The sequence below is a fragment of the Brevundimonas sp. genome (assembly GCF_041648615.1).
Classification (GTDB): domain Bacteria; phylum Pseudomonadota; class Alphaproteobacteria; order Caulobacterales; family Caulobacteraceae; genus Brevundimonas.
Map to the genome: position 1 here is coordinate 1 of NZ_JBAZOS010000035.1, position 21,189 is coordinate 21,189.

A 21,189-nucleotide genomic window follows, 5' to 3' on the forward strand; every position below is an offset into this window, starting at 1 on the left:
CGAGGCCGCGCCCTTGGGGAAGACCGCCTCGATCCGCGCCAGATCGTCGGCTGTCAGTTCGAGATCCACCGCCGCCGCATTCTCTTCCAGCGTGCGGATGCGTCGCGTTCCGGGGATCGGAACCAGATGCGGCCCCTGCGCCAGCACCCAGGCCAGGGCCAGCTGCGCCGCCGTCACGCCCTTGTCCGCCGCGATCCCGGCCACAGCCTTCACCAGGTCGATGTTCTTCTGGAAATTCTCGCCCTGGAAGCGCGGGTTCGAGCGCCGGAAATCGTCCTCGGCCAGGTCGTCGACCGATTTGATCTCGCCCGACAGGAAGCCCCGCCCCAGCGGGCTGTAGGGCACGAAGCCGATGCCCAGGTCCTCGCAGGTCGCGAACAATTCGTCCTCGGGCTCGCGGCTCCACAGCGAATATTCGGTCTGCAGGGCGGTGATCGGATGGGTCGCATGACCCCGGCGCAGCGTCTCCGGCGAGGCCTCCGACAGGCCGAGGAAGCGCACCTTGCCCTCCTTCACCAGCTCGCCCATCGCCCCGACCGTCTCCTCGATCGGCGTGTTCGGATCGACGCGGTGCAGATAGTAGAGATCGACGTGGTCCATCCCCAGCCGCTTCAGGCTGCCCTCGATGGCGCGGCGCACGTTCGCCGGCGAACCGTCGACCGCCAGGGCGGTGCGGTCGGCGTTGTAGCCGATGCCGAATTTGGTCGCCACGAAGGCGCGGTCGCGCCGGTCGGCCAGGGCCTTGCCGACCTGGATCTCATTGGTGTGCGGGCCGTACATCTCGGCCGTGTCGAGGAAGGTGACGCCGAGGTCGAGCGCGCGGTGGATCACCGCCGTCGCCTGCCCCTCGTCGGACGGCTGACCATAGAAGGCGGCCATGCCCATGCAGCCCAGGCCGATGGCCGAAACTTCAGGACCCGAACGGCCCAGCGTGCGCGTCTTCATGAGCGCTCTCCTTGAAATGCGGGGGGCCGGCGACGCTGCCGCCGACCCGCCGGAGATGGGCGCCGTTCGGCCTTATTTCAAGGGGGCCGCCTGCGCCTTCAGCCAGTCCAGCGCCGCCCCGTCGAGCAGCGGCCCGACCTTGGCCAGCACCTCCGCATGATAGGCGTCGACATAGGCCCGCTCGTCCGGGGTCAGCAGGGCGACGTCGATCAGCTTGCGGTCCAGCGGGGCCAGGGTCAGCTGTTCGAAGCCGTGCATCGGCCGCTCGCCGCCGGGGATGGGCTCGGGCGGCGTCACCACCTGCAGGGTCTCGATACGGATGCCCCAGTGGCCTTCGCGGTAATAGCCGGGCTCGTTGGACAGGATCATGCCGGTCAGCAGCGGCTGGGTATTCACCGCCTTGGCGATCCGCTGCGGCCCCTCGTGGACGCCCAGATACGAGCCGACGCCGTGGCCGGTGCCGTGGTCGTAGTCGAAGCCCTGCATCCACATCGGCAGCCGCGCCAGGGCGTCGAGCTGGTGCCCCGTGGTGCCGGCCGGGAAGCGCACCACGGCCATGGCCACATGGCCCTTCAGCACCAGGGTGAACATGCGGCGCTGGTCGGCCGTCGGCTCGCCCACGGCGACGGTGCGGGTGACGTCCGTGGTGCCGTCCAGATACTGGCCGCCGCCGTCCACCAGCAGCAGGCTGCCCTTCTCCATCCGGCGCAGGGTGCCGGTCACGGGCTTGTAGTGCGGCAGGGCGCCGTTGGGGCCGGCCCCCGCGATGGTGTCGAAGGACAGGTCCTTCAGCGCGCCTGTGGCCTCGCGGAAACCCTCCAGCGCCTCGGCCACCTGACGCTCGTCGGGCAGGGTCTCCTGCCCGACCGTGTCGATCCAGTGCAGGAAGCGGGTCAGGGCGGCGCCGTCGCGGATATGGGCCTGACGACTGCCCTCGATCTCGACCGGATTCTTGGTCGCGCGCGGCAGGGTGCAGGGGTCCATGCCGCGCACCACGGTCGCGCCGGCGGCCGCCAGACGGTCGAAATACCAGGCGGAGGACTGGCCCGGATCGATCAGCACCTTCTGGCCCGACAGGGCGTCCAGAGCGCCGTCCAGCGCCTCGGGCGCCTCGATCGTCACGGCGTCGCCCAGCCAGGCGGGCAGTTCGTTGGTGACCTTGCGCGGGTCGAGGAACAGCTTCGCCGTGCCGTCGGCCTTCACCACCGCCTGCCCCAGCGGCAGGGGCGTGCGGATCACGTCGCCGCCGCGGATGTTGAACAGCCAGGCCAGCGACGCGGGCGCCGTCAGCACCGCCGCATCGGCTCCGGCCTTCGCCACCGCCTCGCCGATGCGCGCGCGCTTCGAGGCGCTGCTCTCGCCGGCGTAGCGGTCCTCGTGCGGCGCGACGGGCGCGCTCGGCTGCCCGGGACGTTCGTCCCCCCAGGCCAGATCCAGCGGATTGGGTTCGACGGGCTTCAGCTCGGCCCCGGCCTTGGCCGCCGCCCGCTTCAGCCGCGCCAGGGCGTCGGGACTGTGCAGCCGCGGATCGTAGCCGATCACCGAACCCGTCGGCGCGCGCTCGAGGTATCTGGCCACGCCGCCGTCGTCGAGGTCGAGAATCTCGAACTGGCCCGCATCGACCTGGGCCCGGACCTGGACCGTATAGCGCCCGTCGGCGAAGACGGCGGCGCGGTCTTTCATCACCACGCCCGCCCCGGCCGAGCCGGTGAATCCGGTCAGCCAGGCCAGCCGGTCGTTGGCCGCGGGCAGATATTCGTTCTGGTGTTCGTCCTCGTGCGGGACCAGCAGGCCGTCGAGGCCCTGCTCGGCCATCTTCGCGCGGACGCGGGGAAGGTGTTTCGCCCCGAAGGACGGATCGGTGGTTTCGTCGAAGGACTGGCGCATGGGCGAGGCATAGCACCGGCGCGCCGGTGAAGGGGAGAGGCCGCAAAAACCTTCTCCCTCCCCCTCGGGGAGGGTGGTCGCGCAGCGACCGGGTGGGGGCGGCTCGGCAGATCATCGAGCCGTCCCCACCCTGTCGTCGCTTCGCGCCGACATCCCTCCCCACAAGGGGGAGGGAGAGGCGACTGCGCCCTAGTTCTGCGGCGCGGTCGGCGTGACCACGGCGACGCCGCCCGAGGGGGCCGGCGCCTGGACCTGACGCTCGATGATCACCGGCGTGGACGAACGCGCCTCGGCGGCGCGGGCGTCGCTGGCGGCGCGGACGGCCTCGGCCTGCGAGCGGGCGGCGTCGGCGCGGGCGATGTCGACGCTGGCCTGGGCGCCCGCGACCTGACCCTGGATCAGGGCCGAATCGGCCTGGGCCTGGGCCGCCGCGGCGTCCGCCTGGGCCTGCAGCAGCGCCTCGTCCGTCTGCGGCTCGCCGCGCGAGAACAGGATGAACAGCACGGCGATGATGACGAGGCCGCCGAGGATGCCGGCGATCCACCATCCGGTGTTGTTGGCCTCGCGCACCACCGTGGTCTCCACGGTTTCAGTGTGGGTCGGCGTGCCGGTGGTCACGGTCTCGGTATAGACCGGCGTGCCGGGCGGTATGCGGTTCGGGTCGTTCGGATCGTACTGGGTCACAAGGCAGTCCTCCAATGAACTGCCGCAACGGCTGCACTTCGCCTCCGTTCCCGTTAACCCACCCGTCTCAGAACCAGGGCGCTCCAGGCGTCGCGATGGATGCGCCGCTCCAGAATGAAGCCGCGCGACAGATAGGCCGCCGACACGCGCCGTTCCTGGGTCCGCAGCAGGCCCGACAGGATGGCCACCCCGCCCAGGCTCAGCGCCTCCTTGATGTCCTGCGACAGGCTCACCAGCGGCGGGGCCAGGATGTTGGCGAAGACCAGATCATAGGGCCCCTGCCCCCGCACCTTGCGGTCGTTCAGGCCGAAGGCGTGGACGAAGCGGGCGTTGGCCTGGTTGAGTTTGGCGTTCTCGTTGGCGATGCGCACCGAAGGCTGGTCGATATCGGTGCCGACCGCGACCTTCGAACCCGTCTTCGCCGCCGCGATCGCCAGCACGCCCGTGCCGCAGCCGACGTCCAGCACCCGCTCGAACCGCTCGCGCTTCAGCAGTTCGTCGAAGGCGACCAGACAGCCCACCGTCGTGCCGTGGTGGCCGGTGCCGAAGGCGGCGCCGGCGTCGATCTTCAGATTGACGGTGTTGCTCGGCACGATGCCCTGATCGTGGGCGCCGTAGACGAAGAACCGCCCGGCCCGAACGGGCGGCAGGCCCGACAGCGACATGGCCAGCCAGTCGGCGTCGGCCAGCTTCTCGACCACGACAGACAGGCCGTCATGCGCCTTCAGCCGCGCCTCGATGCCGCGCGCGTCGTCGGCGTCATTCGGGAAGGCGTCGATGCGCCAGATGCCCCGATCCTCGTCTTCCTCGAGAATCGAATAGGTCGCGCCTTCCAGCAGCGGATCGGAATCCAGCGAGGCGGCGGCGGCTTCGGCGATGTCGCGGGGACCGCGCGCGATTATTTGAACTGCGGACTCGGACATTTCTCAAACACCGCTATCATATCGAATCGAGGCGCGCGCTGGCGTGCGCTCCGCCGCCAGCATCAACCAACTGAACCGAGGGGTCGGGGAATCCATGGCTAAAGCACCATCCAAGCCGAGTACCGCCAAACCGAAGGCGGCCGTCGCCGCTTCCAAGCCGAAACCGGCGACAAAGTCGAGCGCCGCGCCGAAAGCCGCTGCGAAACCCGCCGCCAGGGGCGCTGCGCCCAAGGCCGCCGTCAAGCCGGCTGTGAAGGCTGCGCCGAAGGCCGCCGCCAGGCCGGCGACGAAGACGGTGGCTCCCGCCAAGGCCGCCGCGCCCAAGCCCGCTGCGGCGAAGAAGCCCCCGGTGAAGAAGGTCGCCGCCAAACCGGCCGTGAAGGCCGCGCCGAAAGCCGCCGCCAAACCCGCCGCGAAGAAGCCGGTCGCCAAGCCGGTTGCCGCGCCCAAGCCCGTCGCCGCGAAGCCGGCGGCTGCTCCGGCCGGAGCGCCGAAGCCGGTGGCCGCCGCCGCTGCACCCGCGCCCAGGCCCGTCGTCGCCGCGCCGGCCGCGACTCCCGCTCCGAAACCGGCCGCCAGGCCCGCCGAGAAGGGTTTCCTGTCCGGCCTGCTCGACGCGATCTTCGGCAAGAAGTAGTCGCGGACGTCTGAACGACGAAGCGCCGGTGGATCGCTCCACCGGCGCTTTTTCGTGCCCGGCTCGCGCCGGAGAAACTCAGTCCTGCGGCAGGTCTTCGGCCAGGATCGCCATCTCGAACATGAAGCTGCCGGCCTCGTCCTCGTCCTCGAAGACGACGCCGATGAACTCGTCGCCGACATAGACCTCGCAGGAGTCATTGGGCTTGCCGCGCGGCTTCAGGATGATGCCGCCCGTGTTGAAGGTGCGCTTCAGGTGCGTCTCGACGCGCTTCATGTCGGCGGTGTTCATGGTCGGCCTCGGGGATCACTCTTGAAGCCGCGGACCCTAGAGAAACCCGTCCGGCAGGGAAACCCCGGATTGCTGTCTCCTCCCCATCGCAGATGGGGAGGTGGATCGGAGGCGAAGCCGACGAGACGGAGGGGGCGACTCGATGACGGGAATCGGCGATCCACCGGCCCGGCCGGCGTCGCCCCCTCCGTCACGACGCGAAGCCGCGTCGCGCCACCTCCCCATTTATGGGGAGGAGACCGGTCAGATGACGAAGTCGTAGACGATGTCCGCCAGCGTGTGGTCCATCGTCCGCGCCGGCGTCGCCTCGGTCGGGCAGTTGACCAGCCGGGCCGGGACCCCGGCCACCGTGCATCCGGCCGGCACGTCCTTCAGCACCACCGAGCCCGAGGCCACCTTGGCGTAGTCGCCGACGGTGATGTTGCCCAGCACCTTGGCCCCCGCGCCCAGCAACACGCCCTTGCCGATCTTGGGATGTCGGTCGCCGCGTTCGGCGCCGGTGCCGCCCAGGGTGACGGCGTGCAGCATCGACACCTCGTCCCCGACCACCGCCGTCTCGCCGATGACGATGCCCGTGCCATGATCGAGGAACAGGCCCGAGCCCATCCGGGCGGCGGGGTGGATATCGACCTGGAACAGCTCCGAGATGCGGCTCTGGAAGTGGAACGCCAGCGCCTCGCGCCCCTGCCTCCACAGCCAGTGGGCCACGCGGTGGGCCTGCAGCGCCTGGAAGCCCTTGAAGTAGAGGAAGGGCTGCAACAGCGTCTTGATCGCCGGATCGCGCTCGGCCACGGCCTGAAGATCGGCCTCCGCCGAGGCGACGATCGCCGGTTCGGCGTCGAAGGCGTCGCGGCAGATCTCGCGCACCGACATGGCGCCCAGTTCGCTGTCGCCCAGCTTGCGCGCGATCTGGAAGCTGAGGGCCGAGGCCAGGTCGCTGTGCGACAGGATCACCGCGTTCAACTGCGACGCCAGATGCGGCTCGGCGCGCACGGTGTCCTCGGCCGCGGCGCGCAACAGCGCCCAGGGCTCATTGCGCGCGGCCACGACTTCCAGCTTGGGCATCGGAGTCTCCATCGGCTGCATCATACGCTCGCCAGCATGGCCTTCGCCAGTTCGGGCGGCAGTTCGCCTTCCCGCGCCATATGGTAGGCCCTGAGCGTCGTCGCCAGGGTGAACATGTCCCGGATCGCGCCGGTCCCGATCTCGCGCAGAAGGTCCCCGAACGGCACGCGCACGATGCGGATGATCTCGGTCGGGTCCGGCGCGACCGGCACGGGCGTCAGGCCCCATGCGATCCAGGCCATGGCCCGCTCGTCGGTGATCGAATTGCTCATCTCGGCCTTGTAGGCGGGGATCCACGTCGCCGCCTCAAGCCCCGCCTCCTCCATCAGCTCGCGGCGCGCGCCCGCGATCGGATCCTCGTCGAACGGCGCGCCGCCCTCGGGCATTTCCCACGACCAGTTCATCAGGGCGAAGCGCTGCTGGCCGACCAGGGTCACCGTGCCGTCCTCGTGCACCGGCAGCACCCCGACCGACAGATTGCCCGGCCGCATGACCGCATAGCTCGCCCTGAACCCGGTCGGCGCCGTCGCCTCGTGCTGCGTCAGCCGCATCCAGGGACTTTCGAACAGGGTGGTCGAGCCATGATCCCGCCACGGCGGCGGCCGGTCGCTTCCGTCGTCCCAGGCGGGCAGCGGGCGGTCGTCATCGAAGGCGGCGCGGGAATCGGTCATGGCGTGCGTATGGCGAGGGTCCGCCGATCCCGCAACGGCGTCCGGCGTTTGACGTCGCGCCCGGCCGACGCCATGTCATCCGCATGACCCGCCCCGCCCTGCCGATTTTCGCCCTTGGCGACCCTGTTCCTCCCGCCACGGCCTCGGACGAGATGCGCCTCAGGCTGGCGACCCGCCGGTCCGCGCCCGCCCAGGCCCTGACCGATCCCGGCCCCTCGAAAGCCGAGATCGAGGAGATCCTGACCCTCGGCGCCCGCACGCCGGACCACGGCAAGCTGTTCCCCTGGCGGTTCGTCGTCCTCGGCCGCCAGACCCGCGCCGCCCTCGCCGAGGCGCTCACGCCCCTGGCCGCCTTCCAGCCCCAGCCCGATCAGGCCCGCGCCGTCCTGGGCAAGCTGATCGCCGCGCCGGTCACCCTCATGGTCGTGTCCGCCCCGGTCCCCAGCGCCAAGGTCCCCGAGTGGGAACAGCAGATGTCGGCCGGCGCCGTCTGCATGAATCTCGAACACGCCGCCAACGCCCTCGGCTACGCCGCCAGCTGGATCACCGACTGGTACAGCTACGATCCCCAGGCGCTGGACGTCCTCGACGTCGGCGGCGGCGAACGGGTCGCGGGCTTCATCCACATCGGGACCCTGACGGAGCCGCCGCTGGAACGGCCGCGTCCCGACCTGGCCGACAAGGTGATCTGGCGGACCTGAGCGGCGGGTTCAGCCCGTCACGGACCGGGTCAACAGGACGGCGGCCAGGCCAAGCAGCCCCGTCGTCGCCACCAGGGCGGCGATCAGCAGGCATTCGATGGCGTCCGGACGTCGGCTCATGAGGGTCTCCGGCGTCCGTCATAGAGGGATTCGCGGCCGTCAGCGCGCCTCGCCCGCCACATAGACCCGGTCCAGCAGCGGCTTGCCCAGCCAATAGGCCAGTTCCGCCGGCCGGGTGATGTCCCAGACCGCCAGATCCGCCGCCTTGCCCGCCGCCAGCGTGCCGATCTCGTGCCCCAGCCCCAGAGCCTTCGCCGCATGCCGCGTCGCCCCCGCCAGCGCCTCCTCGGGCGTCAGCCGGAACTGCACGCAGGCCAGGGTGATCGCCGCCGTCATCGAGGCCACCGGCGAGGTGCCCGGATTGCAGTCCGTCGCCACCGCCATGGCGACCCCGTGCGCCCGGAACAGCGCGATCGGCGGCGGCGTCGTCTCGCGCAGCATCAGATAGGCCCCCGGCAGCAGCACCGCGACCACGCCCCCCTCGGCCATGGCCCGCACCCCCGCCTCGGTCGTGTGCTCCACATGGTCCGCCGACAGGGCCTGATACCGCCCCGCCAGCGCCGCCCCGCCGCCGTCGGACAGCTGGTCCGCATGCAGCTTGACCGGCAGGCCCAGCGCCCGCGCCCGATCGAACAGCCGCGCTGTCTCCTCGATCGTGAAGGCGATGGGCTCGCAATAGGCGTCCACCGCGTCCACCAGCCCCTCGGCCTGCGCCGCCGGCAGGATCCCGTCGATGGCCAGATCGACATAGGCCGCCCGGTCCGCCCGGTGTTCCGGCGGCACGGCGTGCAGGCCCAGATAGCTGGTCCGCACCCTGACCCCCGCCTCGCGGCCGATCCGCCGCGCCACCCGCAGCATCTTCAGCTCGGTGTCGCGGTCCAGCCCGTAGCCGGACTTGATCTCGACGGTCGTGACGCCCGTCGCCTTCAGCCCCGCCAGCCGCGTCAGGGCGCTCGCATAAAGCTCATCCTCCGACGCCGCCCGCGTCGCCGCCATGGTCGAGACGATGCCGCCGCCCGCGCGGGCGATCTCCTCGTAGGTCGCGCCGTTCAGCCGCTGTTCGAACTCTCCCGAGCGGTCGCCGCCGAAGACCAGATGGGTGTGGCAGTCGATCAGCCCCGGCGTGACCCAGCGTCCGTCCAGCCGATCGATCCGGACCGCCTCATGCGCCGGCAAATCAGTCCGCGCCCCCACCCAGGCGATCCGCCCGTCGCGGATCAGGATCGCCCCGTCCTCGATCGCACCGTACGGCTCCCCGCCCTCGACCATGGTCGCAAGGCGGCAGTCGGTGATGAGCCTGTCCGCGCGGATCATCGCGCCTCGAACCCCGCCAGCAGTTCGCAGAACCACCGCCCCGCCGTCAGCGCGCCGAGGTCGCCGATCTCCAGAGACGGATCGTATTCCGTCAGGTCCACCGCCTTCACCTTCGGATGCGCCCCGATGACCCGTGTGGCGTCGAAGAAGTCCTGCGCTGAAACCCCGCCCGGCCGCGCCCCCGGAGACGCCGGCCACTGGCTGCGGTCGATCACGTCGATGTCGAAATCGACGAAGATCACCTCGCACAGCGCCGACAGCCGCCACAGCTCCTGCCCGACCACGGTCGCCAGCCCCTGATCGCGGCAGTCCCGCGCCGTCCGCACGGATATCCCCGCGGCCTTCGCCTTCTCATGCGCCCGCCGCGTGTTGGCGAAGGGCGCCAGCCCGACCTGACTGATGCGTTCGCCGCGGAGTCCGTCCTCCAGCAGCGCCTGGATCGGATTGCCGTTGGTCAGGCCCTGATCGGTGTCGCGCAGGTCGAAATGGGCGTCCAGCGTCAACACCCCGACCTGATCGAGCCCCAGCGCATGCACGCCCGGCCGGGTGATCGCATTGTTGCCCCCGACCAGCACCGTGAGCCCGCGCGCCGCCTGCGTCCTCACCGCGTCCCGCACCGGCGCGAAGGCGTCCGCCGGCGACACGCCCTTCAGCGCCACGTCGCCCGCATCGTGCACCCGCGTCGTCAGTTCGGCCCCCGTCTCCACGTCATAGGTCGAGAACCGCGGCAGCACGGCCCGGAACGCCTTCGGCCCGAGGTCGCACCGCCCCGGCGTCAGCGAGCGCTCGTTCAGGCCCGCGCCGATCACGGCGACGGGGGCGTCCGGGTGGTTTCCCACGAGGTCGGCGACGGAACGCCACGACAGGGCTTCGGATTCGGTCATCCATCCACATAACCCCTTCTCCCCTCAGGGGAGAAGGCCGAGGCCCCGGCCTCTCTTCGACGACTGAAGCGGCCCCTTGTCATCCCGGCCGAAGCGAAGCGGAGAGCCGGGACGGGACGGACGCGCACTCCCCCCTCCCGGACAGCCCGTCAGGGCTGAGCCGGGAGACAGCCGGACGCGACCCGCCTGTCTCCCGGATAGCCGCTACGCGACTTCCGGGAGCGCTCATCTGACGTCAGAGGCCGTCCCGGATATCGCCTCCGGCGATTCCGGGATGACAAGGGGCCGGTGCTTCTCCCCCGGGGGAAGAAGGCGCTAGAACCCCCTCATGACGACTCAAACCACCCCGAACACCCGCGTCATCCGCAGCCCGCGCGGCCTGGAGATGACCGCGAAGACCTGGGCCGCCGAGGCCGCCCTGCGCATGCTGATGAACAACCTCGATCCCGAGGTGGCCGAACGCCCCGAGGACCTCGTCGTCTACGGCGGCATCGGCAAGGCCGCGCGCGACTGGCCGTCGTTCGACCGCATCGTCACCGAGCTGCGCAACCTCGAACCCGACCAGACACTGCTGGTCCAGTCGGGCAAGCCGGTCGGCGTCTTCCGCACCCATGCCGACGCCCCCCGGGTCCTGATCGCCAACTCCAACCTGGTGCCCAGATGGGCGACGTGGGAGCATTTCAACGAGCTCGATCGCAAGGGGCTGATGATGTACGGCCAGATGACGGCCGGCTCGTGGATCTACATCGGCACCCAGGGCATCGTTCAGGGCACCTGGGAGACCTTCATGGAGGCCGGACGCCAGCACTATGGCGGCGACTGGTCGGGTCGGTGGATCCTGACCGCCGGCCTCGGCGGCATGGGCGGGGCCCAACCCCTGGCCGCGACCATGGCGGGCGCCTCCTGCCTCGCGGTGGAATGCCAACGCAGCCGCATCGAGATGCGTCTCAGGACCCGCTACCTCGACCTCATGGCCGAGACCCTGGATGAGGCCCTGGCCCTGATCGAACAGGCGAAGACGGACGGAAAAGCCATATCCGTCGGCCTCTTGGGCAATGCGGCGGATGTTCTGACTGAACTCGTCAAACGCGGCGTGCGCCCCGATCTCGTCACCGACCAGACCAGCGCCCACGACCTGATCAACGGCTATCTGCCGCAGGGCTGGACCGTCGCCGAGTGGGAAGACAGGCGCGTCTCCGACCCCGCCGCCGTCGAGGCCGCCGCCCGCGCCTCCTGCGCGGTCCACGTCCAGGCCATGCTCGACTTCCAGTCCGCCGGCGTGCCCGTCACCGACTACGGCAACAACATCCGCCAGGTCGCCTTCGACGCGGGCGTGGCCAGCGCCTTCAACTTCCCCGGCTTCGTCCCCGCCTACATCCGCCCGCTGTTCTGCCGCGGCATAGGCCCCTTCCGCTGGGCCGCCCTGACCGGCGACCCGGACGACATCCGCAAGACCGACGCGGCGATGAAAAAGCTGTTCCCCGACAACGCCGGCCTGCATCGCTGGCTCGACATGGCCGCAGAGCGGATCGCCTTCCAGGGTCTGCCCGCCCGGATCTGCTGGATCGGCCTCGGCGACCGCCACCGCGCCGGCCTGATGTTCAACGACATGGTCGCCTCGGGCGAGCTCAGCGGCCCGATCGTCATCGGCCGCGACCATCTCGACTCCGGCTCGGTCGCCAGCCCCAACCGCGAGACGGAATCAATGATTGACGGGTCGGACGCCGTCTCCGACTGGCCCCTGCTGAACGCCCTGCTCAACACCGCCTCGGGCGCCAGCTGGGTCTCGCTGCATCATGGCGGCGGCGTCGGCATGGGCTACAGCCAGCACTCCGGCGTGGTCATCGTCGCCGACGGCACGCCCGAGGCCGCGAAACGCCTCGAACGCGTCCTCTGGAACGACCCCGCCACCGGCGTCATGCGCCATGCGGATGCGGGATATGAAATCGCCAAAGACGCCGCCCGCGAACACGGCCTCAACCTGCCGAGCATCATGTGACCCTCTCCCGGCGGGAGAGGGAGATCGCGCACGGCGGCGCAGCCGTCGTCCTGGCGCGGTCGGGTGAGGGGTCACGGCGCCCCCCATCCCGCACCTCAGCCCCTCACCCTTTCGCGCAAGAACGATCGCTTCGCGCTCGTGCGCTCAAGCCCTCTCCCGCCGGGAGAGGGATCTGATGTTGGACCACCCCATGACCCTCACCCTCGGCCAATCCCCCCTCACCCTCGCCCAGCTTCGCGCCGTTCTCGACGGCCCCGGCGCCGTCGTCCTCGCCCCCGCCGCCTGGACGGCCGTCGAACGCGGCGCCGCCGTGGTCGCCGCCATCGTGGCCGAAGGGCGCACCGTCTATGGCGTCAACACCGGCTTCGGCCTGCTGGCCAACACCTCCATCGCCACGGAGGACCTCGAGACGCTGCAGAAGAACCTCGTCCTCAGCCACGCCTGCGGCGTCGGGGCCCTGCTGCCCGACAACGTCGTCCGCCTGCTGATGGTGCTGAAGATCGCCAGCCTGTCGAAGGGCGCCTCGGGCATCCGCCGCGAAACGCTCGAGGCCCTGATCGCCATGGTCAACGCCGACGTCCTGCCCTGCATCCCGTCCAAGGGCTCGGTCGGCGCCTCGGGCGACCTCGCCCCCCTGGCCCATATGTCCTGCGTCCTGATCGGCGTCGGCGAGGCCCGTCATAAGGGCGAAACCCTGTCCGCCGAGGCCGCCCTCGCCCGCGTGGGCCTGACCCCCCTCACCCTCGGCCCCAAGGAAGGCCTCGCCCTCCTCAACGGCACCCAGTGCTCCACCGCCCTCGCCCTCGCCGGCCTGTTCGCCGCCGAGGCCGCCTTCGCCGCCGGCCTCGCCGCCGGGGCCCTGTCGGTCGATGCGCTGAAGGGCTCCGACGCCCCGTTCGACGCCCGCATCCACGCCCTGCGCGGCCAGCCCGGCCAGATCGCCGTCGCCGCCCGCCTGCGCGAACTGATGGCCGGCTCTGCCATCCGCGACAGCCACCGCGAGCATTGCCACAAGGTGCAGGACCCCTACTCCCTGCGCTGCCAGCCCCAGGTCATGGGCGCCGTGCTCGACGTGCTGACCAACGCCGCCGCGACCCTGGAGCGCGAGGCCAATGCCGTCACCGACAATCCGCTGGTCTTCATCGAAGAGGGCGACGTCATCTCCGGTGGAAACTTCCACGCCGAACCCGTTGCTTTCGCAGCCGATATGCTCGCCATGGCCCTGTGCGAGATCGGCAATATCTCCGAACGCCGCACCTCCATCCTGGTCGACCCCAAGATGAGCGAACTGCCGGCCTTCCTGGTGAAGGAGAGCGGGCTGAACTCCGGCTTCATGATCGCCCAGGTCACCGCCGCCGCCCTCGTCGCCGAGAACCGGATGGTCGCCCACCCCTGCAGTATCGACACCGTGCCCACCTCGGCCAATCAGGAGGACCACGTCTCCATGGCCACCCACGGCGCCCGCCGCCTGCTGGACATGGCCGAGAACACGGCCGCCGTGGTCGGCATCGAACTGCTGGCCGCCGCCCAGGGAATCGAGTTCCACCGCCCGCTGACCACCTCGCCCGATCTGGAAAAGGTCTGGGCCATCGTCCGCGAGGCCGCCGCCGCCTACGGCTCGGATCATTATTTCGCGCCCGACATCGCCCGCGCCACGGACGGCGTCCGGGCGGGCCGCTACCGGGCCTTCGCCGGGGGCCTTCTGCCGTCGGCGTGAATGAAGACTCCCGCCCCCTCCGACCCGCTACTCTCGCCCCCGGAATCCGCGACTTCCGCCCCTTCGGAAAGCGGAAATCGAGCGCCCCAGGGCCCGTGCGACCGCTTTTGACGCGTGCCCGTGGTGTAGTCCTCCAACGCCCGCCGGGCGGGGTCTTTGACAATCTCCAACACAGGCCGCGCCGCTTCGTCAGGCCCGGTTTCCGGCCCCACGGCCGGTTCAGCCGCGACTGCAGATTTGCGCAGAATTTTTTGCAGGAAGTACGGGACTCTCGCCCCCTCGCTCAGTCCTGCAGCGGCGCCCTGCGCAACGCCGTCAGATTGGCCGAGCCGGTGCAGAAACAGACGGTCCGCATCTGCCGGATCACGGTCTGGAAATGTTCGACCACCGCCTCGGTCGAAACGGTCGCCGCCGCCAGCACCCCCGCCGCCTGCCCGACCATGTCGGCCCCCAGCCGGATCGCCTTGGCCGCGTCCACCCCGTCGCGGACCCCGCCCGAGCCGATGATGGTCGCCTTCGGGCAGGCTGCCCGCACCTCGGCGATCGACCGCGCCGTCGGTATGCCCCAGTCGGCGAAGGCCGCGGCATGGGCCTTGTCCGCCGCGCCCGTCGACCGCTCCCCCTCGACCGTGGCCCAGTTGGAGCCGCCGGCCCCGGCCACATCGACCGCCGCCACCCCCATGGCCAGCAGCCGCCGCGCCGTCGCCGCCGACAGGCCCGCGCCCGTCTCCTTGACCACCACGGGCGCGTCCAGCGCCTTGACCAGGGCCTCCAGCGCCGCCCCGACGCCCCACCAGTCGCGGTCGCCCTCCGGCTGGCAGGCCTCCTGCAGCGGGTTCAGGTGCACGATCAGGGCGTCGGCGGCGATCATGTCCAGCACCCGCCGCGCCTCGTCGACGCCGAAGCCGCGCGTCAGCTGCGCCGCGCCGATATTGGCCAGGATCGGCGTGTCGGGCGCCTTCAGACGCAGGGCCATGTCCAGTCCCGGGGCCCCGCCGCTCTCCAGCGCCGCGCGCTGCGAGCCGACGGCCAGGGCGATACCCAGCTGCTGCGCCGCCTCCGCCAGCCGGGCGTTGATGGCCTCGGCCCGCGCCGGCCCCCCGGTCATCGAACTGATCAGCAGCGGCGCCTTCAGCCGCCGCCCGAGAAAGTCGGCGCCCAGATCGATCTTGCCGTGATCCAGATCGGGCAGCGCCTCATGCACGAAGCGCACGTCGGCGAAGCCGCTGTCCAGCCCATGGCGCGCCCGGCCGGACAGGATCACGTCCAGATGCTGGTCCTTGCGGGCGGTGATGTCGGTCACGCGGCTTCACTCCGGTCTCCCTGCGACCCTAGCGGCGTCGAGGCCCGGTTGGAACGCCCCGCGGCGCGGCGTATCCTCCCGCCATGATCCCCGTCGCCTTCATCGCCGTCGCCCTCGGCGTCTTCATCCTGATGGAGGGCGTCGCCTGGTGGTCGCACCGCCATGTCATGCACGGCTGGGGCTGGGTCTGGCATCGCAGCCACCACGAGCCCCGCACGGGGACCTTCGAGGCCAACGACCTGTACGCCGTCGTCGGTTCGATCGCCGGCGTCAGCCTCTTCGCCCTCGGCTGGTGGACCGGATCCTGGCTGATCTACGCCGTGGCCACGGGCGTGACCCTGTACGGCGCGGCCTACGCCCTCTTCCACGACGGCCTCGTGCACCAGCGCTGGCCGTTCCGCTGGGTCCCGCGCCACGGCTATCTGCGGCGCCTGATCCAGGCCCACCGGCTGCACCACGCGGTGATGAGCCGGGGCGGCGCGGTCTCGTTCGGCTTCCTGGTGGCGCCGGACCCCAGGGCCCTGCACGCCGAGCTCAAGCGGCTGCGCGCGACGCGCTCAGACCCGGGTCCAGAGGACGGCGCGCGGCGGCGGGACCCGGCCCTTGTCCAGCGCCTGGGTCCAGATCGCGATCAGGAAGCCGCGGCCGAACAGCCATAGCTTCATCGGCTTGCGCACCACGACCCGCTGGCCCCAGACCCCGGGCCCGCGCCGGCGCACCTTGCGGCCGATCTCGCGATAGACGCCGCGCGCCGCCGCGATCGCCAACGACGACCGGAAAGGCAATCCCCGCAGGCCGTCGCGGGCGCTGTCGTAATAGGGCTCGGCAAGCGTCAGCAGTCGCGTCGTGACGGCGTGGACCCGGGCCCGGTTGGCCGGATCAGCCACCGCCTCGGCCGTCGGCTCCATCCCGGCCTCGACCAGCCAGTCGGCCGGCAGATAGACCCGCCCGTTCTCCGCGTCCTCGACCACGTCGCGGGCGATATTGGTCAGCTGGAAGGCCAGCCCCAGATCCTGCGCCCGCCGCAGCACCTCGGGGTCCGACGCCCCCATGACCCGCGCCATCATCACCCCGACCACGCCCGCCACATGCCAGCAATAGGCCATGACGTCGTCGATGGTCCGGTACTGGCGATGATCCACGTCCATGGCGAAGCCGTCGATCAGATCCAGCGGCCAGCGCTCGGGCAGATGATGGCGCTGCGCCACGCGCTGGAAGGCGGCGAAGGTCGGGTCCGCCATCGGCTCCCCCGCCAGCGCCCGCCGCGTCTGGTCGTAGAGGGTCTCCAATCGACGGCGCTGTTCCTCCGGCGTCATCTCCTCGTGACCGTGGCCGTGGTCCTGTCCGTCGATGGCGTCGTCGCAGGCCCGGCACCAGGCGTACAGCAGCCAGGCGTCCTCTCGCACCTCCGGGTCGAACAGCCGCGACGCCGAACGGAAGCTCTTGGAACCCTTGACGATGGACTCCCGCGAAGCTTCCAGAATGGCGTCGGCCGTGGCCATCAGGCCCCCTCTTCCAGCATCAGGCCCGCGGTCGCCTTGGCCGAGCCGACGACGCCGGGAATGCCCGCGCCGGGATGGGTCCCGGCCCCGACAACATACAGGTTCGGGATGCGGTCGTCGCGGTTGTGCGTCCGGAACCAGGCGCTCTGGGTCAGGAGCGGCTCCAGCGAGAAGGCGCTGCCCAGATGGGCGTTCAGATCGCCCTTGAAGTCCGCCGGCGTGAAGATGCGGCTGGTGACCAGATCGCGCTTCAGGTTCGGGATGTAGCGCGCCTCCAGATAGTCGAGGATCCTGTCGCGATAGCGCGGCCCTTCGATCTCCCAGTCGATGTCCGCCGCGCCCAGATGCGGCACCGGCGACAGCACATAGTGGGTCGAACATCCGGGCGGCGCCATGCCGGGGTCGGTGGCGCAGGGGCTGTGCAGATAAAGGGAGAAGTCGTCGGGCAGCGTCGGCCCCCTGAAGATCTCGCCGATCAGGTCCCGGTAGCGCGGGCCGAAACAGATCGAATGATGCGCCAGCTGCGGCTGCGGCGTCTTCAGTCCGAAATGGCAGACGAACAGCGACATCGAGAACCGCTTGGCCTTCAGCGACTTCGCCTTGGCCTTGCCGCGCGGCGTATGGCCCAGCAACCGCTCATAGGTGTGCACCACGTCGGCGTTGGACCCGACCATGTCCGCCGGAATGACCTCGCCGCCCTCCAGGGTGACGCCGGTCGTCCGTCCGTCGGCCATGTCGATCGAATGCACCGGCGCATTCAGCCTCAGATCACCGCCCAGATCGGTGAAGAACCGCGCCAGCCCCGCGATCAGGGCGCCGGTGCCGCCCTTGGCGAACCAGACGCCGCCACGCCGCTCCAGCGCATGGATCAGGGCATAGACCGAACTGGTCTTGAACGGATCGCCCCCCACCAGAAGGGTGTGAAAGCTGAAGGCCTGCCGCAGCTGCGGGTCCTTGATGTACCGCGACACCATGGTGTGGACGCTGTTCCAGCTCTCCAGCCGCGCCAGCTCGGGCGCCGCCTTGATCATCGACCAGAAGCTCTGGAACGGCACCGCTCCCAACTTGACGTAGCCTTCCTGGAACAGCTCCTCCGAATAGGCGTGGAAACGACGATAGCCCTCGACATCGGCCGGATTAAATTTGGCGATCTCGGTGTCCAGCACGGCCTGATCGTTCGCATAGTTGAAGCTGCGTCCGTCCTCCCACAGCAGTCGATAGAAGGGATCGACCGGCAGCAGCTCGACGTAGTCGGACAGCCGGCTGCCCGTGCCTTCGAACAGTTCTTCCAGACAGCCGGGATCGGTGATCACCGTCGGGCCGGCGTCGAAGACGAACCCCTGATCGTTCCAGACGTAGGCGCGGCCGCCGGGCTTGTCGCGCTTCTCGACCAGGGTCGTCTTCACGCCCGCCCGCTGCAGCCGGATGGCGAGGGCCAGTCCGCCGAAGCCCGCGCCGATCACCACCGCCCGTTTCGCCGCCCGGTCTCTCACGCTGATGATCCTCGTCCGGATTCGCGCAACTGCCGCAGGGCGGCCGCGACCGGCACGGGGGGTTTTCCCGCGAGAATGCGCGCCTTGTCGAGCGTCGTGCTGCGACCTGCGTAGAAGCGCCGCACCACGCCTTCAGAGAGGCCGTAGAAGCGCTGGAACACCCGCCAGCGCCGGCCGGGATCGGCGGCCCGGAACAGCATCCGGTTCAGCAGGCGATAGAACCCGCGCTCGCGCCACAGCCGCTTCGACCGCGCCTCGGTCAAGGCCCGCAGCGAGGCCGAGCCGAGATCGGTCGCCGCCGAAATCTCGCGCGCCAGACCCACAGCGTCGGGCAGTGAATAGCCGGTGACGGGATGAAACAGGGCGGCCATCAGGCCAGCCCGGGCCACGGGCGGCCCCCCGGCCCAGAAGGCGTCGATGTCGCCGTCGAGAGCGATGGGCAAGACGCCCGCCTCTTCCCCCGTGACGGCCTCGACGGTCCAGCCGCGGGAGCGGATGTAGGCGTCGATGCGGGTCCCCAGCGCGGCCCGGTCCAGGGTCGCGCTATCGCTGTAGTATGTATCCTCGATCATCACCGTCCGCGCGTCGAACGGCAGCAGGTAGACGAAGCGATACCCGCCTGTCTGGACCACGGTGGCGTCCATGATGGTCGGGCGAACGAGACCATGGGGTTCGCTGAGTCGCACCGTCCGGCCGAGGAAGACCTGCCAGCCCAGGTCCAGATGGGCCGTGGCCTGCGGCCCCCTCGCGTCGATCACGCCCCGCGCCGACAGTCTGCGGCCATCGGTCAGGACGACGCCGTCCTGATCCACCGAGGTCGCCTCGCCAGCGATCAGCCGACCGGCCAGGAGCCGCGCGACAGCCGCGTGCAGGCCCTCCGACGTCAGGCTGTTGTAGGGCGTGGCGAGCACCCGGCTGCGGCCGGGGAAATAGACCTCATGCCCGCCGGGCCAGCGATGCGCCACGGCCGGAGCCAGCCAGGCGCGATCCGCCTCATCCATGTCGCTGTCGAAGAAGGACCAGGTGTGCCGCCCCCCCAGCCGGCCGTCCCGCTCGACGACCGCCACTCGCACCTCCGGCCGGTCCAGCGCCAGCCGCCACACGATCAGGCAGGCCGCCAGCCCGCCGCCAATGAGGATCAGGTCGAAATCATCAGCCGGCCGCATCATCCCCCGGGTCTAGCACGTCCCGCCAGGGGCCTAGGGCTGCTTCTCGACGTTCAGCGCATAGGCCCCGGTCTGCCCCTGCTGGAAGGTCCCCGCCCGGATCTCGTAGGTTCCGTCCGCCGGCGCCGTCCATTCGAGTTTGGCGTGGGTGTCCGACAGGCTGTCGTCGTCCGATCCCAGCACCTCGAAGGCGCCGTCCTTGTCGCTGCCCACCACCACGAAGCTGTCGACCTCATTCGAGACCATGGTGATCAGCAGCTTCTCGTCTTCCTTCAGTGTGACCCGGTAGGCGTCGTAGAAGCTGTTGTCCTCGGCCGTGGCGTCCGCCTCGGTCAGGGTCCCGCGCGCGGTCGCGCCGATCAGCAGACTGCCCGGTTGCGGCTGCGGACCCCGGTCGACCAGCTCCAGCGAATAGAGACCCTTGCCGTCCGTTCCCAACGGCAGGGCGCGCAGCACATAGTCGCCATCCTCGGGCAGGGTGTAGCTGAGCCGCGAATCCGTCCCTTCGCCAAGTCCGTCGTCGTCGGACGCCAGGGCTTCGAACTCCGCCCCGGCGCGGCCGATCTGCAGGAAGGTGTCGAAGTCGCCCGAGCGCATGATCCCCTGGATCCGCTGACCCGCCTGACCGGTCAGGGCATAGGCGTCGAAACCCCGATCCTCGTTGTCGATCGAATCACCTTCGCCGATTTCACCCTGAAGCGTTTCGCCGAAGGCCAGCGTGCGGGGCGGCTGCTCAGGCTCGATCTCGGTGATGGTCAGCGCATAGGCGCCAGCGCCTTCGGCGAAAGCACGCGCCTCGACGACATAGGCGCCCGTGCGCGGCAGGGTGAATGTCAAACGGGAGTCCGTCCCTTCGGACCCCCCGTCGTCGTCCTCGGCCAGACTGACGCGGTTGTCATCGAACAGCTGCAGATAGGTGTCGAAGTCCGACGAGCTCATGTCGATCCGGACCCGCTGTCCCTCGCGGCCCGAGAACCGGTAGGCGTCGGCGGCCCCGCCGGACTCGCTCTTGCCGTCGCTGGCGGTCAGCTCGCCTTCAACGGTCACGCCGATCTCGATGGCCTCCGTCGGCGCCGGTGCGGGCCCTTCGGTCACGGTGAGAGCGTAAGCGCCGTCGCCGGCCCCGTTCAGCGCCGTCGCGCGGATGATGTACTCTCCGGCCTCCGGTGCGGTGAAGACCAGTCTGGAATTCAGGCCGGTGTCGGGGCCGTCGTCATTCATGGCCAGTTCGGCGAAGACGCCATTCTCCATCCGGCCGACGCGCAATACCGGATCGAAGTCTTCGGAGGTCAGGTCGATGGCGACCCGTTCTCCGGAGCGGGCGCGGATGATGAAGGCGTCGTAGTTTCCGCCGTCGTCCGTCTCCGGATCGGTCGAAGCCAGCCGGCCCTGCTGGGTCTGCCCCGGCCGGATGCGGGCAGGGCGCGGCGCGGGCCGGGCCTGCGGCCGCTCGCTCAGGCCCAGGGTGTAGGCGCCGCCTTCAAGGCCCGACAGGGTTCTGGCGCGCAGCACATAGACGCCGTCGCGATCCGCCGTGAAGCGGAGCCGCGAATCGGTCCCCTCGCCCAGCCCGTCATCGTCGGTGAAGAGCGGTTCCGCACCTTCGACGGGGCCGTAAACCTCGAGATAGGTATCGAACGCGGCCGAGCGCATCACCGCCTCCAGCCGCTGACCTGCACGGGCGGCGACGGCGTAGCTGTCGTAACGGTATGCATCCTCGGGGCCGGTCGCATCGCCTTCGGCGATCTGACCGTTGACGCTGCGGCCAGGCTGAAGCTGGGCCGGCGTCTGGGCGAGGGCCGGAGCCGCGATCGACAGCGTCAGCGCGCTGACGGCGGTCAGGATGGTGTGACGGCGCATGAAAGTCCCCCGGTTGCGGCCACGATCATAGACGCCGAACCGCGCCCTCTGTAAATCGCGGCGAGCCCGCCTTCCCTTAAACGGAGC

The 21,189-nt window shown here is 70.2% G+C and carries 19 protein-coding genes; 5 read left to right on the forward strand and 14 right to left on the reverse strand.

Translation table 11 applies throughout. The annotated features are described in order from the left end of the window. The 4 genes from WC555_RS12395 to WC555_RS12410 all read right to left on the reverse strand — a co-directional run. Nucleotides 1-945, reverse strand: a 945-nt coding sequence (locus tag WC555_RS12395) for an aldo/keto reductase (RefSeq protein ID WP_373253988.1), incomplete at its 3' end; no start/stop codon positions are given. A 72-nt stretch (nucleotides 946-1,017) separates the two neighbouring features. Beyond that, complete coding sequence (locus WC555_RS12400; protein WP_373253989.1) at nucleotides 1,018-2,832, reverse strand: aminopeptidase P family protein; 1,815 nt, start codon at nucleotides 2,830-2,832, stop codon at nucleotides 1,018-1,020. A 189-nt stretch (nucleotides 2,833-3,021) separates the two neighbouring features. Then, nucleotides 3,022-3,516, reverse strand: a complete 495-nt coding sequence (locus WC555_RS12405; protein ID WP_373253990.1) for a hypothetical protein — start codon at nucleotides 3,514-3,516, stop codon at nucleotides 3,022-3,024. Nucleotides 3,517-3,569: 53 nt separating this feature from the next. Further along, complete coding sequence (locus tag WC555_RS12410) at nucleotides 3,570-4,439, reverse strand: 50S ribosomal protein L11 methyltransferase (RefSeq protein WP_373253991.1); 870 nt, start codon at nucleotides 4,437-4,439, stop codon at nucleotides 3,570-3,572. A 43-nt stretch (nucleotides 4,440-4,482) separates the two neighbouring features. Between WC555_RS12410 and WC555_RS12415 the strand changes: the two genes are divergently transcribed. Then, on the forward strand, nucleotides 4,483-5,076 hold the full coding sequence (locus WC555_RS12415; RefSeq protein WP_373253993.1) for a hypothetical protein: 594 nt from the start codon (nucleotides 4,483-4,485) through the stop codon (nucleotides 5,074-5,076). A 78-nt stretch (nucleotides 5,077-5,154) separates the two neighbouring features. Here the strand turns inward: WC555_RS12415 and WC555_RS12420 are convergent, their stop codons facing one another. The 3 genes from WC555_RS12420 to WC555_RS12430 form a co-directional block, all read right to left on the reverse strand. Next, a complete protein-coding gene (locus tag WC555_RS12420) occupies nucleotides 5,155-5,367 on the reverse strand; it encodes a DUF3126 family protein (protein ID WP_055832479.1) in 213 nt (70 codons plus the stop codon). A gap of 243 nt (nucleotides 5,368-5,610) precedes the next feature. Beyond that, nucleotides 5,611-6,432 carry a serine O-acetyltransferase gene (cysE, locus tag WC555_RS12425; protein WP_373253995.1) on the reverse strand — a complete coding sequence of 274 codons (822 nt, stop codon included), beginning with the start codon at nucleotides 6,430-6,432 and terminating at the stop codon, nucleotides 5,611-5,613. A 20-nt stretch (nucleotides 6,433-6,452) separates the two neighbouring features. Then, nucleotides 6,453-7,103 (reverse strand): NUDIX domain-containing protein, encoded by a 651-nt coding sequence (locus WC555_RS12430; protein ID WP_373253997.1) that lies wholly within the window; start codon nucleotides 7,101-7,103, stop codon nucleotides 6,453-6,455. Nucleotides 7,104-7,186: 83 nt separating this feature from the next. On the opposite strand from WC555_RS12430, the gene WC555_RS12435 reads away from it, so the two are divergent. Then, the gene (locus WC555_RS12435; RefSeq protein ID WP_373253999.1) at nucleotides 7,187-7,804 is read left to right on the forward strand and encodes a nitroreductase; all 618 of its coding nucleotides are present in this window, start codon (nucleotides 7,187-7,189) and stop codon (nucleotides 7,802-7,804) included. A gap of 159 nt (nucleotides 7,805-7,963) precedes the next feature. Here the strand turns inward: WC555_RS12435 and hutI are convergent, their stop codons facing one another. Both hutI and WC555_RS12445 read right to left on the reverse strand, forming a co-directional pair. Continuing rightward, nucleotides 7,964-9,175: an imidazolonepropionase gene (gene hutI, locus WC555_RS12440; protein ID WP_373254043.1), complete on the reverse strand. Its 1,212-nt coding sequence runs from the start codon at nucleotides 9,173-9,175 to the stop codon at nucleotides 7,964-7,966. Beyond that, nucleotides 9,175-10,062, reverse strand: a complete 888-nt coding sequence (locus WC555_RS12445) for an agmatinase family protein (RefSeq protein WP_373254001.1) — start codon at nucleotides 10,060-10,062, stop codon at nucleotides 9,175-9,177. The genes hutI and WC555_RS12445 overlap by 1 nt, the downstream gene beginning before the upstream one ends. Before the next feature lie 328 nt (nucleotides 10,063-10,390). On the opposite strand from WC555_RS12445, the gene hutU reads away from it, so the two are divergent. After that, on the forward strand, nucleotides 10,391-12,061 hold the full coding sequence (gene hutU, locus WC555_RS12450) for a urocanate hydratase (protein ID WP_373254003.1): 1,671 nt from the start codon (nucleotides 10,391-10,393) through the stop codon (nucleotides 12,059-12,061). Nucleotides 12,062-12,251: 190 nt separating this feature from the next. Further along, nucleotides 12,252-13,778, forward strand: coding sequence for a histidine ammonia-lyase (gene hutH / locus WC555_RS12455; RefSeq protein ID WP_373254005.1), 1,527 nt, complete (start codon nucleotides 12,252-12,254; stop codon nucleotides 13,776-13,778). A gap of 283 nt (nucleotides 13,779-14,061) precedes the next feature. Here hutH and fni read toward each other — a convergent pair whose 3' ends face one another. Beyond that, the gene (fni, locus tag WC555_RS12460) at nucleotides 14,062-15,081 is read right to left on the reverse strand and encodes a type 2 isopentenyl-diphosphate Delta-isomerase (protein ID WP_373254007.1); all 1,020 of its coding nucleotides are present in this window, start codon (nucleotides 15,079-15,081) and stop codon (nucleotides 14,062-14,064) included. An 83-nt stretch (nucleotides 15,082-15,164) separates the two neighbouring features. Here fni and WC555_RS12465 point away from each other — a divergent pair, with 83 nt between their 5' ends. Next, the gene (locus WC555_RS12465) at nucleotides 15,165-15,740 is read left to right on the forward strand and encodes a beta-carotene hydroxylase (protein ID WP_373254009.1); all 576 of its coding nucleotides are present in this window, start codon (nucleotides 15,165-15,167) and stop codon (nucleotides 15,738-15,740) included. Here WC555_RS12465 and WC555_RS12470 read toward each other — a convergent pair. From WC555_RS12470 to WC555_RS12485, 4 genes are read right to left on the reverse strand one after another with little or no spacing between them, the layout of a single operon-like run. Then, nucleotides 15,639-16,583 (reverse strand): phytoene/squalene synthase family protein, encoded by a 945-nt coding sequence (locus WC555_RS12470; protein ID WP_373254011.1) that lies wholly within the window; start codon nucleotides 16,581-16,583, stop codon nucleotides 15,639-15,641. The genes WC555_RS12465 and WC555_RS12470 overlap by 102 nt on opposite strands. Then, nucleotides 16,583-18,076, reverse strand: a complete 1,494-nt coding sequence (locus tag WC555_RS12475) for a phytoene desaturase (protein ID WP_373254013.1) — start codon at nucleotides 18,074-18,076, stop codon at nucleotides 16,583-16,585. Before WC555_RS12475 ends, WC555_RS12470 begins: the two co-directional genes overlap by 1 nt. Continuing rightward, a complete protein-coding gene (crtY, locus tag WC555_RS12480) occupies nucleotides 18,073-19,245 on the reverse strand; it encodes a lycopene beta-cyclase CrtY (protein WP_373254015.1) in 1,173 nt (390 codons plus the stop codon). Before crtY ends, WC555_RS12475 begins: the two co-directional genes overlap by 4 nt. Before the next feature lie 30 nt (nucleotides 19,246-19,275). After that, nucleotides 19,276-21,102, reverse strand: coding sequence for a PPC domain-containing protein (locus tag WC555_RS12485; protein ID WP_373254017.1), 1,827 nt, complete (start codon nucleotides 21,100-21,102; stop codon nucleotides 19,276-19,278). Nucleotides 21,103-21,189 lie beyond the last annotated feature (87 nt).